This is a genomic window from Streptomyces sp. NPDC110618, assembly GCF_055657065.1.
In genome coordinates this window covers 415,249-427,542 of sequence record NZ_JBVKBN010000001.1, presented here as the reverse complement: position 1 = coordinate 427,542, position 12,294 = coordinate 415,249, and the positions used below count along the sequence as shown (strand labels likewise).

At 73.1% G+C, this 12,294-nt stretch carries 14 protein-coding genes; 4 read left to right on the top strand and 10 right to left on the bottom strand.

Annotation, left to right across the window (positions count from 1 at the left end):
• Window positions 1-14: 14 nt before the first annotated feature.
• The 8 genes from ACZ7L7_RS01815 to ACZ7L7_RS01780 all read right to left on the bottom strand — a co-directional run bounded on the left by ACZ7L7_RS01815 (window position 15) and on the right by ACZ7L7_RS01780 (window position 7,498).
• Entirely contained in the window at window positions 15-1,010 is a 996-nt protein-coding gene (locus ACZ7L7_RS01815; RefSeq protein ID WP_285513839.1) for a LacI family DNA-binding transcriptional regulator, read from the bottom strand.
• A gap of 131 nt (window positions 1,011-1,141) precedes the next feature.
• A complete protein-coding gene (locus ACZ7L7_RS01810; RefSeq protein WP_285513838.1) occupies window positions 1,142-1,819 on the bottom strand; it encodes a GntR family transcriptional regulator in 678 nt (225 codons plus the stop codon).
• 91 nt (window positions 1,820-1,910) lie between these two features.
• Entirely contained in the window at window positions 1,911-2,912 is a 1,002-nt protein-coding gene (locus tag ACZ7L7_RS01805) for a proline racemase family protein (RefSeq protein ID WP_453601733.1), read from the bottom strand.
• Between the two features lie 6 nt (window positions 2,913-2,918).
• On the bottom strand, window positions 2,919-3,818 hold the full coding sequence (locus ACZ7L7_RS01800) for a dihydrodipicolinate synthase family protein (protein ID WP_285513836.1): 900 nt from the start codon (window positions 3,816-3,818) through the stop codon (window positions 2,919-2,921).
• Window positions 3,819-3,855: 37 nt separating this feature from the next.
• Window positions 3,856-5,271, bottom strand: a complete 1,416-nt coding sequence (locus ACZ7L7_RS01795; protein ID WP_471591635.1) for an FAD-dependent oxidoreductase — start codon at window positions 5,269-5,271, stop codon at window positions 3,856-3,858.
• Window positions 5,264-5,566, bottom strand: a complete 303-nt coding sequence (locus ACZ7L7_RS01790) for a (2Fe-2S)-binding protein (RefSeq protein ID WP_285513834.1) — start codon at window positions 5,564-5,566, stop codon at window positions 5,264-5,266. Before ACZ7L7_RS01790 ends, ACZ7L7_RS01795 begins: the two co-directional genes overlap by 8 nt.
• Window positions 5,563-6,720, bottom strand: coding sequence for an NAD(P)/FAD-dependent oxidoreductase (locus ACZ7L7_RS01785; protein ID WP_471428044.1), 1,158 nt, complete (start codon window positions 6,718-6,720; stop codon window positions 5,563-5,565). Before ACZ7L7_RS01785 ends, ACZ7L7_RS01790 begins: the two co-directional genes overlap by 4 nt.
• A gap of 106 nt (window positions 6,721-6,826) precedes the next feature.
• Entirely contained in the window at window positions 6,827-7,498 is a 672-nt protein-coding gene (locus ACZ7L7_RS01780) for an MmyB family transcriptional regulator (protein WP_472074386.1), read from the bottom strand.
• A 226-nt stretch (window positions 7,499-7,724) separates the two neighbouring features.
• Here ACZ7L7_RS01780 and ACZ7L7_RS01775 point away from each other — a divergent pair, with 226 nt between their 5' ends.
• The 3 genes from ACZ7L7_RS01775 (at window position 7,725) to ACZ7L7_RS01765 (ending at window position 9,308) form a co-directional block, all read left to right on the top strand.
• Window positions 7,725-8,375, top strand: a complete 651-nt coding sequence (locus ACZ7L7_RS01775; RefSeq protein WP_093718067.1) for a helix-turn-helix domain-containing protein — start codon at window positions 7,725-7,727, stop codon at window positions 8,373-8,375.
• 32 nt (window positions 8,376-8,407) lie between these two features.
• Entirely contained in the window at window positions 8,408-8,938 is a 531-nt protein-coding gene (locus tag ACZ7L7_RS01770) for a toxin-antitoxin system, toxin component (RefSeq protein ID WP_285513957.1), read from the top strand.
• 133 nt (window positions 8,939-9,071) lie between these two features.
• Complete coding sequence (locus tag ACZ7L7_RS01765; protein ID WP_285513831.1) at window positions 9,072-9,308, top strand: hypothetical protein; 237 nt, start codon at window positions 9,072-9,074, stop codon at window positions 9,306-9,308.
• 12 nt (window positions 9,309-9,320) lie between these two features.
• Here the strand turns inward: ACZ7L7_RS01765 and ACZ7L7_RS01760 are convergent, their stop codons facing one another.
• Both ACZ7L7_RS01760 and ACZ7L7_RS01755 read right to left on the bottom strand, forming a co-directional pair.
• Window positions 9,321-9,983: a 4'-phosphopantetheinyl transferase family protein gene (locus ACZ7L7_RS01760; protein ID WP_453601721.1), complete on the bottom strand. Its 663-nt coding sequence runs from the start codon at window positions 9,981-9,983 to the stop codon at window positions 9,321-9,323.
• The gene (locus ACZ7L7_RS01755; RefSeq protein WP_471591634.1) at window positions 9,980-10,840 is read right to left on the bottom strand and encodes a metallophosphoesterase family protein; all 861 of its coding nucleotides are present in this window, start codon (window positions 10,838-10,840) and stop codon (window positions 9,980-9,982) included. Before ACZ7L7_RS01755 ends, ACZ7L7_RS01760 begins: the two co-directional genes overlap by 4 nt.
• Window positions 10,841-11,141: 301 nt before the next feature.
• Here ACZ7L7_RS01755 and ACZ7L7_RS01750 point away from each other — a divergent pair, with 301 nt between their 5' ends.
• Entirely contained in the window at window positions 11,142-12,272 is a 1,131-nt protein-coding gene (locus ACZ7L7_RS01750; protein WP_453601715.1) for an ATP-grasp domain-containing protein, read from the top strand.
• Window positions 12,273-12,294: the final 22 nt, after the last annotated feature.

Sequence of the window (12,294 nt, the reverse complement as noted above, 5' to 3'; positions counted from 1 at the left end):
AGCACCGGTGGATCTCAGCTACGAGGCACCTGTGCGGTCGATCCCCGGACCACCAGTTCCGGCTCGAAGAGCAGTTCCTCGGGGGTGACGGAAGCCCCGGCGATCTGCGCGTTCAGCAGGTCCACCGCGGCCCGGCCCATGGCCTCGATGGGCTGGCGGACGGTGGTCAGCGGGGGCTCGGTGCAGTTCATGAACGCGGAGTCGTCGTAGCCGACCACGGACACCTGGGCGGGGACGTCGAGCCCCTTGCGGCGCGCGGCCCGGATCGCGCCGAGGGCGAGGGGGTCGCTGGCGCAGATGATGCCGGTGACGCCCCGGTCGATGAGGCGGGCGGCGGCCGCGTGTCCGCCCTCGATGGAGAACATCGCGCGCACGACGTGCTCGTCCGGCAGTTCGCCGAGACCCCGCGCGGCAATCAGCTTGCGGGCCGACGGCACATGGTCGTCCGGCCCCAGCACCAGCCCGATGCGCTCATGGCCGAGGGAGGCCAGGTGCCGCCACGCCTGCTCCACCGCGACCGCGTCGTCACAGGAGACGGCGGGGAAGCCGAGGTCCTCGATGGCCGCGTTGACCAGCACGACCGGGATGCTGCGGTCGGCGAGCTGCCGGTAGTGGTCGTGCGGGGCGTCGGCCTGGGCGTACAGGCCGCCGGCGAACACCACACCGGAGACCTGCTGCTGGAGCAGCAGCTCCACGTAGTCCGCCTCGGAGACGCCGCCCTTGGTCTGGGTGCACAGCACCGGCGTCAGCCCGAGCTGGGCGAGGGCGCCCCCGATCACCTCGGCGAAGGCCGGGAAGATCGGGTTCTGCAGTTCGGGCAGGACCAGGCCGACGAGCCGGGCGCGCTCGCCGCGCAACTGCGTGGGGCGCTCGTAGCCGAGCACGTCCAGGGCGGAGAGCACCGTCTGCCGGGTCGCCTCGGAGACGCCGGGCTTGCCGTTGAGCACCCGGCTGACCGTGGCCTCGCTGACCCCGACCTTCTTCGCCACCTCGGCCAGTCGTCGTGTCATGCGCGCAAGGTTAGCGCAAGAAACGCAAACGGCTTGCGTCGAGTTGCGAACTCGTGCGGCGCAGGGTCAGGTCGCCCGGTCAGAGAGCCTGGGCGCCGGGTCAGGTCGCCCAGTCAGAGAGCATGGCCGTGCTATTTCGCGGCCCACAGCCCCCGGACGTGGCCGAGATGGCGGGTCATCACCTCGCGCACGCCGTGCTCGTCGCGGGCGAGCAGGGCGTCGAGGAGTTCCAGGTGCTCCTCGGCGGAGGCCAGCAGCCGGCCCGCCTCCACCAGGGCGTTGAGACCGTAGAGCCGGGAGCGGCCGCGCAGGTCGCCGACCACCTCGACGAGGTGGGCGTTGCCCGCGAGGGCGAGCAGTCCGAGGTGGAAGCGGGTGTCCGCCTCGACGTACGCGATGAGGTCGCCGGCCGCCGCGGCCTGCACGATCTCCCGGGCGGCCGGGCGCAGTGCCTCCAGCGAGACCGGGTCGGCGGTCCGGGCCAGGTCCACCACGGTGGGGATCTCGATCAGCGCGCGGATGTGCTTGTACTCGTCGAGCTGCTTCTCGGAGACCGCCGTGACCCGGAAGCCCTTGTTGGGCACGGTGTCGACCAGGCCCTCCTTGGCCAGGTCGAGCATGGCCTCGCGGACCGGCGTCGCCGAGACGCCGAAGCGGGCGGCCAGGGTCGGCGCCGAGTAGACCTCGCCCGGGCGCAGTTCACCGGCGATCAGCGCGGCCCGCAGCGCGTCGGCGACCCGCTCGCGGTAGCTGCGCTTCTTGCCGCCCAGCGAGGGCAGGGAGGGGGCACCGGCGGGCCGGTCGGGCATGGGGAGGTCTCCTCGGTCGTACGGTGCGGCGCGCGGGGCGGCCGGTGCAATGTCACGCGTCACCGGCCATTATCCCGGAGCGGCGGCGGGCCTACAGAACGAACCCTGCCGGGAACGGGTCGCTCGGGTCGAGCAGGTACTGGGCGGTCCCGGTGATCCAGGCCCGGCCGGTGAAGCTCGGCAGGACGGCGGGGTGCCCGGCGACGTCGGTGGTGCCGAGCAGCCGCCCGGTGAACCGGGTGCCGATGAAGGACTCGTTGACGAACTCGGTGTGCGGCGGGAGTTCACCGCGCGCGTGCAGCTGGGCCATGCGGGCGCTGGTGCCGGTGCCGCACGGCGAGCGGTCGAACCAGCCGGGGTGGATGACCATCGCGTGCCGCGAGTGACGGGCGGTGGAGCCGGGCGCGTACAGGTGGACGTGGTGGCAGCCGCGGATGGAGGGGTCCTCCGGGTGCACCGGCTCCTCCTCGGCGTTGATCGCCTCCATGAGGGACAGCCCGGCCTTCAGGATGTCGTCCTTGCGGGCACGGTCGAAGGGGAGGCCGAACGCGTCCAGCGGCAGGATGGCGTAGAAGTTGCCGCCGTAGGCCAGGTCGTAGGACACCGTGCGCCCGTCGGGCAGGGTGATCTCGCGGTCGAGGCCGACGACGAAGGAGGGCACGTTCCGCAGCGTGACCGACGTGGCCGCGCCGTCCTCCACCGCCACCTCGGCGACCACGAGGCCCGCCGGGGTGTCGAGCCGGATGGTGGTGACCGGTTCGACGACCTCGACCATGCCGGTCTCCACCAGCACGGTCGCGACCCCGATCGTGCCGTGGCCGCACATCGGCAGATATCCGGAGACCTCGATGTAGATGACACCCCAGTCGCAGTCGGGGCGTGTCGGCGGCTGGAGGACGGCACCGCTCATCGCGGCGTGGCCGCGCGGCTCGTTCATCAGGAGTTGTTTGATGTCGTCGCGGTGTTCGCGGAAGTACAGGCGCCGCTCGTTCATGGTGGTGCCCGGCACGGTGCCGATGCCGCCGGTGACGACCCGGGTGGGCATGCCCTCGGTGTGCGAGTCGACGGCGTGCAGGACGAGTCTGCTGCGCATGATCCCCTACGCCAATCCGGCCGCGACGGCCTTCTCCGTGGCCGCCCGGACGGCGGCCTCCTGCTCGGGCAGCAGCGGGACGCGTGGCGGGCGCACGGGTCCGCCGTGGCGGCCCACGATGTCCATGGACAACTTGATGGCCTGGACGAACTCGACCCGCGAGTCCCAGCGCAGCAGCGGGTGCAGTTGCGCGTACAGCTCCTTGGCGGTGTCCAGGTCCCCGGCGACGGCCGCGCGGTACAGCCGCACCGAGGCCCGCGGCAGCGCGTTCGGGTAGCCGGCGACCCAGCCCTTCGCCCCGGCCAGCGCCAGCTCCAGCAGGACGTCGTCGGCGCCGATCAACAGGTCGAGCTCCGGGGCGAGTTCGGCGATGCGGTAGGCGCGGCGGACGTCACCGGAGAACTCCTTGACCGCCTGGACGTACCCCTCGGCGTGCAGCTCGGCGAGCAGTTCCGGGACCAGGTCGACCTTGGTGTCGATGGGGTTGTTGTACGCCACGACCGGGACGCCCGCCTTGGCGACCTCGGCGTAGTGCGCGAGCACCGAACGCTCGTCGGCGCGGTAGGCGTTGGGCGGCAGCAGCATCACGGAGGCGCAACCCGCGTCGCGTGCCTGCTCGGTCCAGCGGCGGGCCTCGGCGGAGCCGTACGCGGCCACGCCGGGCATCACCCGGGCGCCGCCGATCGCGGACACCGCGGTCTCGACGACCTTGGCCCGTTCCTCGGGGGTGAGGACCTGGTACTCGCCGAGCGAGCCGTTCGGCACCACGCCGTCGCAGCCGTTCTCGACGAGCCAGGCGCAGTGGTCGGCGTACTTGGCGTAGTCCACGGAGAGGTCGTCGGTGAGCGGAAGGGCGGTGGCGACGAGGACACCGCGCCAGGGGCGGGCGGGGTCGGTGGTGGTCATACGGGGCTCCTTGGATTCCTGAGTGAGGTGTGACATTTCACTGTTCGGCACAGGGGTCGGCCGAGTCGGCCGGATCGGTGCCCGCGAGCACGCCCAGCGGCACCGGCCGGGCGAACGGTCGCCGGGACGGGGCCGGAGCGCACCCGGCGAGCCCTTCGACCGCCGGTCCGCACACCCGCCCCTGGCACCAGCCCATCCCGGCACGGGTGAGGAGTTTGACGGTCCGCAGGTCCCGGGCGCCGAGTTCCTCGACGGCCGCGCGGACCGCGCCGCCGGTGACCTCCTCGCACCGGCACACCACGGTGTCGTCGGCGACCAGCGCGGTCCAGTGCGCGGGCGGCGCGTACCCCATGTCCAGCGCGGCGAAGAAGGCCCGCAGCCGGGTGCGGGTACGGGCGGCCGGTGCCCAGGCGCGCGGGTCGGGTTCACGTCCGTGCAACCGCGCGGCGGCGGAGCGGCCCGCGATGTGTCCCTCGGCGAGGGAGAGCGCGGCGCCGCCGATCCCGGTGGCCTCCCCCGCCGCCCAGACGCCCGGCACATCGGTGCGCTGCTCCTCGTCCACGTGGACGGCGGCGCTGTCGATCCGGCAGCCGAGGGTGTCGGCGAGGTCGGTGTGCGGCAGCATGCCGTGGCCGACGGCCAGGGTGTCGCAGGGGATCCGGCGTTCGGTACCGGGCCGGACCCGGCCGGCGCGGTCGAGCGCGGCCACGGTCACCGCCTCGACCCGGTCGGTGCCGTGCGCCTCGACGACGGTGTGCCGGGTGAGCGTGCGCACGCCGTGCCGCAGCAACCGGACCGCGTACCCGGCGCCTTCGACGAGCTTGCCCGGTTCGGCGGCCAGGGCCCGGGAGCGCCGTACGAAGGCCCTCGGGTCGGCCGACTCGACGAGTGCCGCGATGTGTACGCCCGCGGCCGCGAGCCCGGTCGCGACCGGCAGCAGCAGCGGTCCGGTCCCGGCGACGACGGCGGTACGGCCGGACACCGCGAGGAAGCCCTTGAGCATGGCCTGCGCACCGCCCGCGGTGACGACCCCGGGGAGGGTCCAGCCGGGGAAGGGCAGCACCTTCTCGTACCCGCCGGTGGCCAGCAGGACGGCGTCGGCGCGCACGGCGGAGGGCTCGCGCTGCTCGGGCCCGAGGAGGGCGTGGACGGTGAAGCCGTGCGACTCCCGCTCGACCAGCCAGACATGATGCTCCGTCAAGTGCGTGACCGTGCCTGCCGCGACGTACTGCCGGAGCCCGCTGTGCAGCCGTTCCCAGGTGCGCCACTGGTGGTGCAGTGCGTCGGGCCGCCGGGCGCCGAGGGCTTGGGACGGCTGGCGGTAGAACTGGCCCCCGGCCTCCGACGCCGCGTCAATCAGGCTGACCCGTACGCCGCGTGCCGCGGCCGCGAGGGTCGCGGCGAGTCCGGCCGGTCCCGCCCCGATCACCGCCAGATGCGGTCGTTCAGTCATCGCGCCCGGTCCCTTCCTGGGTGCGGATGGCGTCGCCGGGCCGCAGCGGCACCAGACAAGCGCGCTGGTTGGGCCGGTCGTTGACGGTCACCAGGCAGTCGAAGCACACCCCGATCCCGCAGAAGACCCCGCGCGGACGTCCCGCGCCCCGGGTGCTCCGCCACGAGGTGACCCCGGCCGCCCAGAGTGCGGCGGCCACGGTCTGCCCGGGCAGCACTTCGATCTCCCGCCCGTCCAGGGTGACCGTGAAGGGCGGTCCGGGCCGGGCGTCGGCCAGACGCAGGGGACTTCTCACGCGGCCTCCTCGGGGGCGGGAAAGCGGTCGGGGCGGAACGGGGTCAGCGGCAACTCGGGTGTCCTGCCGGTCAGTTCCTGGGTGATGAGGTGCCCCGTGGCGGGGGCCAGGCCGATGCCGGCGCCCTCGTGGCCGCAGGCGTGGTGCAGGCCCGGGACGCGGGGGTCGGCGCCGATGGCGGGCAGGTGGTCGGGGAGGTAGGGCCGGAAGCCGGCGTAGGAGCGCAGGGCGCGGACGTCGGACAGCACGGGGAACAGGCGGGTCGCCCCGGCGGCCAGGGCCCGGACGACGGGCAGGGAGAACGCGCGGTCGAAGCCGACGCGTTCGCGGCTGGCGCCGATCAGTACCGGTCCGGCGGCGGTGCCCTCCACCACGGGTGAGGTCTGCAGCGCGGCGGAGTCGCTGGCCACGTCGGCCACGTAGTCGGCGGCGTACACCTTGTGGCGGATCAGGCGCGGGAGCGGTTCGGTGACGAGGACGAAGCCGCGGCGCGGGAGGACGGGGAGGTGGACCCCGGCGAGGGCGGCCACGTCGCCGCCCCAGGTGCCGGTGGCGTTGACGACGGCGGGGGCGTGCAGGTCGCCGCGGTCGGTGCGGACGCCACGGACCGCGCCGCCCGGGGTGCGCAGGATGTCGGTCACGATGTGGCCGGTCAGCAGGCGGGCGCCCGAGGCGCGGGCCAGGACGGCGGCGGCGAGGGCGGGCATCACCTGGGAGTCCTGCGGGTACAGCACGCCGCCGGGCAGGCCGGGGGCGAGGTGGGGTTCGAAGTCGTACAGCTCCTCCCCCACGACCGCCTCGGCGGCGACTCCGGCCGCGCGCTGGGCGGCGGCGAGGCGTTCCAGGGCGGCGAGGCCGTCCGGGGTCGGGGCGACCACCAGGCCGCCCTTGGCTTCGTACTCGACGGCGGGCCCGAACTCCTCGGCGAGCCCCGCCCACAGACGCAGGGACAGCAGCGCCAGGTCCAGCTCCGGACCGGGCTCCTTGTCGGAGACCAGGAGGTTGCCCTCCCCGGCTCCGGTGGTGCCGCCGGCCACCGGGCCCCGGTCGACGAGGACCACGTCGAGGCCCGCGCGGGTCGCGTACCAGGCGCAGGCCGCGCCCACCATGCCGGCTCCGACGACCACGACATCGCAGGTCAGTCGCTTGCTCACGTCAGTACTATGTCACACAACACTGTGTGGGGGAATGACCCCGCGCGGGGTGGAAAAGGGGACGCCGACGAGGCGCCGTCGGCGACCTGAACGCCGACGGTGCCTGTCAGACCTCGGGGGCGGGCACCACGCTCAGGTGGGCCGCCGTGCGGCGCGGCCGGCTCGCCCGACGCGCGGAGTGCGCCGGGCGACGCGCGTCACGCAGCACGAAAGTGATCCGTGTACAGCCCATCGCCTTCAGGAAGTCGGGCGTCTCGTCGACGATCCGGCAGTCGGTGGCACCCCAGCGCGGGTCCGGGTGCAGCAGTGGCCGCACCGCACCGTCGGCCGCGACCGCCCGCTCGCCGACGGTGCGGATCCAGTGCGGCAGCCCGTGCCGGTAGGCGGCCTCCATGATCGGGTCCTGGGCGATGTCCCGGCGGATCGCCTGGAGCCCGGCGTCATGGCCGTGACGCTCCACGGCGGCGGCGAAGTTCGCCAGCATCGGCAGGCACCAGCCGGCCTCGTGGTCGCCGAGCACGGTGGCGGCGTCGGGGTGAAACAGTACGAACCGGAGGAAGTTGTCACCGGGCATGGCGGTGGGGTGCGGGCCCACCTCGCGGAAAAGTGACGCGAAAGCGCTGTTCGCCAGGACGACGTCCCAGCGGTAGTCGAGCACCACGGAGGGGAACGAGACGGCCTCCAGGAGTACGGCGTAGTCCTGGAGGTAGGCATCGGCCTCGGGATTCTCGGGGACGGGCCGCGGTGCCGATCGCTGCCCTCCTGCCTGATATGCCATCGGGAGGTCACCCCTCTTGCCTGTGCGGCCTTGACGCGGCGCCCCGATCCTGCGGCCCCGACGCGATCCGTGTCAACTATCGTGGCATTTCATGCCGGTTGACGGCTGAAATTGGCCACAGTTGTGGCGAGACCTGGATGCAAGTTCGAACGACCCGCTAATCTCCGGGAAGTTCACGGCGACCGATGGTGATGAGAAGTCGGTGAGAGACGTAGGAGTTCTGTCGGTGACGGGTGGCTTCGAGGGTCCGGGCGCCACGGGGACGGCGGCACTGCCCGCCGTCGTCGGTCGGGTGGCCGCGCTCGCCGACCGACTGGGCGTCGCGCACTCCGAGGTCTTCGACACCGGTCGGCTGTCCGTCGCCTCCGGTGTCCCCGAGCCCGTGGTCAAGGCGCTGCTCAGCGGGCGCCCCGCGGGCGAACCCGATGTCCAGGCCCGCTTCCTCCAGCGGCTGGACCTGCTGCGCCGTACCCGGCTGAAGCCCAACGGCCGCAAGTACACCCAGCAGGAGATCGCCGACGGCGCGGGCATGTCGCGGCAGCAGGCGGGCGCGCTCATCAACGGCGACCGGCGGCCCACGATGGAGCACTGCGACGCCATCCAGCGCTTCTTCCGGGTGCACGCGGGATTCCTCACCGCCGAGGACCCCGAGGCACTCGCGGGTGCCCTCCAGCGCACCGAACAGGAACTCCTCCAGCAGCTCGCCGAGCGGGAGGCGGCCGTCGCCGCCGAGGACCCGCTGGAGCGGCTGCTGCAGGACCACGGCGTGCGCGGGATCGCCTGGCGGGCCGCGCAACTGCCCACCGACCAGCATCGCGACAAGGTCGCCGAATGGCTGGACATGCTCCTGGAGAGCGTCAAGCGGCCCGAGTCGTGACCCGGGGGAGAACTGTGGGCATCCGTAGGGACATGCACCGCCTGTGCGGCGAACTGGTCGGCGAGCTGGAACTTCCCGTTCCGGCGCGTCCGGCGGACCTGTACGGCGCGCTCTGCTCGGCGATGGCCAGGCGCCGGGGGCGCCCGGTGCGGTACCGCACGGCCGCCTTCCCGGCCGGCACCGCGAGCGGCCTGTGGCTGGACATGGCCGACCAGGACCTCGTGGTGATCGAGGAACGCACCGCGCCGGACCACCAGTTGGTGATCCTCGGCCACGAGCTGTGGCACATGCAGGCCGGGCACAGCGGCCACCACGTGGACGGCGCGGCGGTGGCGGCCCGGCTGCTGCAGGACCACGCCCAGCTGGAGGCGACGGTACGGCAGGTGGCGGCGCGCAGCCGCTTCGACCTGAGCGACGAGCAGGAGGCGGAGAGCTTCGGCCTGCTCCTGGCCAGCAAGTGCCGCGCCTGGCTCGCCGGTTCCTCGGTGCGCGGCCCGGTCCAGCGCGACCACCTGGCGGGCCGTATCGAGGCCACCCTCGGCTACCGGAGAGCGCAGGGCTGAGCGGGCCCGGGGGCTGCGCTGAGCGGGCGAACCGGCGGGTGGTCGGACCCGATTGTCAGTGGTGGGCGGCAAGCTGGTGGTGCGCCCCGTTTTGCGGGGCGGCGACGACGCCGACTTTGGGGAGAGCCGACCGATGCCCACCGCCGTACTGACCGACCGCGAGCGCATCGCCGTGCAGGCGTATCTACGGCTGCTGCACACCGTACGGGCCGCGTTCGACGCCGCCGGAGGCCCGCCCGGCGCGCAGCGACCACCCGTGGTGCCGCCCGGCGTCCTGGCCGAGGCGGAGCGCGCCCTGGCGGCCGCCGGACTCACGGGGAACGAGGAGGAGTTCTTCCGTCTGCTCCAGACCTGGTGCCCGGAGCCCTGAGGGGCGGCCGGCTCAGGCGTGAGGCACCGTGACCGCCGTGGCCACCAGGCCCCGCCCCGCCGTCCAGCGGCCCTCGAAGACGTCGACGCGGCGGCCGCGGACCAGGGGCCCGGGGACGAGGAGCGTGGCGGTGAAGGTGCCGCCGGGGCGCAGGTCGATGTCGGCCTCGGTGAAGTCCAGCCACTTGCCGGTGAGCGGGAACCACGCCTTGTAGACGGACTCCTTGGCGCTGAACAGCAGCCGGTCCCAGCGGATCTCCGGAACGTCCCGGCCGAGCCGGGCGATCCGCTGGGCCTCGCCGGGCAGGGACACGGCGGGCAGCACCCCGTCCGGGAGCGGTTCGCCGGGTTCGGCGTCGATGCCGAGGGAGGCCAGGTCGTCGGCGCGGACCAGGGCGGCGGCGCAGTAGCCGTCGCAGTGGGTCATGCTGCCGGTCAGGCCGTCCGGCCAGCGCGGGGCGCCCCGTTCGCCGGGCAGCAGCGGCTGCGGGGGGACGCCGAGCTTCTCCATGGCCCGGCGGGCGCAGGAGCGTACGGCGGCGAACTCGCGGCGGCGCTTGTCCACCGCCTGCGCGACGACGGCCGCCTCCTCGGGGTACAGCCCGTCGGGCGAGGAGTCCTCCTCGCCGTACGCCGTCACGGTCACCACCGAGTCCGGCAGCAGTTCCTCGATCACGAAGCCCCTACCTCCCTGGGCAGTATGCGGCGCAGCCGTCCCGGCGGCTCCGGGCGCTTGCGCCACTCGCGCGGGTAGCCCACCGACACCTCCTCGAACCGGACGCCGTCGTGGAAGGTGGTCCGTGGGATGTGCAGATGGCCGTAGACCATGGTCTCCACCCGGAACCTGCGGTGCCAGTCCGCGGTCAGCTCGGTGCCGCACCACATGGCGAACTCCGGGTGCCAGAGGATCTCCATCGGGTGCCGGTCCAGCGGGTAGTGGTTGACGAGCACCGTGGGCAGGTCCGCGGGGAGTGCGGCCAGGCGCCGCTCGGTCGCGGCGACCCGGGCCCGGCACCAGTCCTCGCGGGTGGGGTAGGGGTCGGGGTGCAGCAGGTACTCGTCGTTGCAGACGATGCCGGTGCCGTGCGCGTACTCCAGTCCCTGTTCTTTGGTCACGCAGCCCTTGGGCAGGAAGGAGTAGTCGTAGAGCAGGAAGAGCGGGGCGACGGCGACGGGGCCGCCGCGGCCGTCCCAGACGGGGTAGGGGTCCTCCGGTGTGAGCACGCCCAGCTCACGGCAGAGGGCGATCAGATACTCGTAGCGGGCGACGCCGCGCAGGGTGACGGCGTCTCTCGGGTGGGTCCATAACTCGTGGTTGCCCGGGGCCCAGATGACCTTGGCGAACCGTCCCGCAAGCGTGTGCAGGGCCCATCGGATGTCGGCCACGGTCTCCGCGACGTCGCCGGCGACCACCAGCCAGTCGTCGTCGGTGTCCGGGCGCATCTTCTCGACCAGGGCGCGGTTCTCTTCGTAGCCGATGTGCAGGTCACTGATGGCCAGCAGCTGTCCGGCACCGCCGACCGTCGACGCCACCTTTCGTCCCCCTCCGTAGGTGGAAAGCACCACGAGAACACATTTGCGGTTCCGGGACAAGGCGGGTTCGCGCCCATGGTGGCGTTGCGCGGCCGGTGACGTCGGGGTCCCTTGATCGGGCCGTCCATGATCGGGAAATCCGTAACACGCATGTTGCACGCGGGACCTCGCGCAAGCCGTATGATCGCCCCAACACCACCGCTGGAACTTCCCTTCGTACGGGGCGGTTTGGTGTCCCTCCATACTCCCTGGCCGGGCACGGCCCGCTTCGCCGTGCCCCGAACCGTGAAAGGCGGCCTGCATGGTCTCTCGCGTACGCGTCTGGCTCAACCGCACGTACGCGGAGAACGTGTTCTTCATGGATCAGCTCCGCCGAAATCCCAGCGATCGCGCGGTGGAGATCCATGCGACGCACGGTGACGCCGACTCCCCCGTGCTGGCCGCCGCCGACACCGCCGACCTGGAGCCGGAGGGCCTGTCCCCCGCCGCGTACGTGGAGTACGCGCTCGACCAGTGCGTCCGTCGCGGCATCGATGTCTTCGTGCCGCGGCTGCACCAGTCCGCGGTGGTCGCGCACCGCGCCGAGTTCGAGGCGGTCGGCACCGCGCTGCTGGCGCCGCCGCCGGAGGCCGTGGCCGTCTTCCAGGACAAGGTGATCGCGTACGAGGCCGTGCAGGCGATCGGGGTGCCGGTGCCGCCGTGGTGGCGGGTGCGGGGCGCCGAGGAACTGGTCGCCGCGGTCGAGGAACTGGAGGCGGCCGGGCACCGGGCGTGCTTCAAGCCCGCCTCCGGAGCGGGCGGGGTGGGCTTCCGCGTGATCACCCGCGCCCCCTTCTCTCTCGTGCACCTGGAGGGCTTCCCCAGCCCCTACGTCCCCCTCGATCTGGTGGTGGACGCACTGCAGCGGGCCGAGGAGGAGGTCGACTGGCTGGTCATGCCGCGCCTTGAGCAGCCGGAGGTGTCGGTGGACTGCCTCACCGGCCCCGACAACCGGATCCGGATGGCGCTGGGCCGCACCAAGAACGGCCGCCGCCGCGGGTTCACCTTGCACGAGCAGTGGCTGGAGCCCGCGCGGGCGCTCGCGGAGGGCTTCGGGCTGCACTACCTGTCCAACATCCAGTTCCGGATGTTCGGGGACCGCCCGGTGCTGATGGACGTCAACACCCGTCCGGCGGGCGGGCTGCACCAGCTGTCGCTGTGCGGGGTCAACGCGCCTTGGGCGGCCGTGCAGTTGGCGCTCGGCGAGGACCCGGGCGAGATCGTCCCGCCGTTCCTCGGGCAGGACTACACGGTCGTCTCCGGTCCCCGTCCGCTGCGGAGCGTGTCCCTGCCGCAGCAGCGCCCGGCCGAGCCGCAGCAGTCGCTGCCCGCCGTACCGGCGCCGGTCACCTCGGTCGAGACGGCCCGGGAGGGCCAGGCCCTGCCCCTGTAGAAGTACTCCGGTACGGACCAAT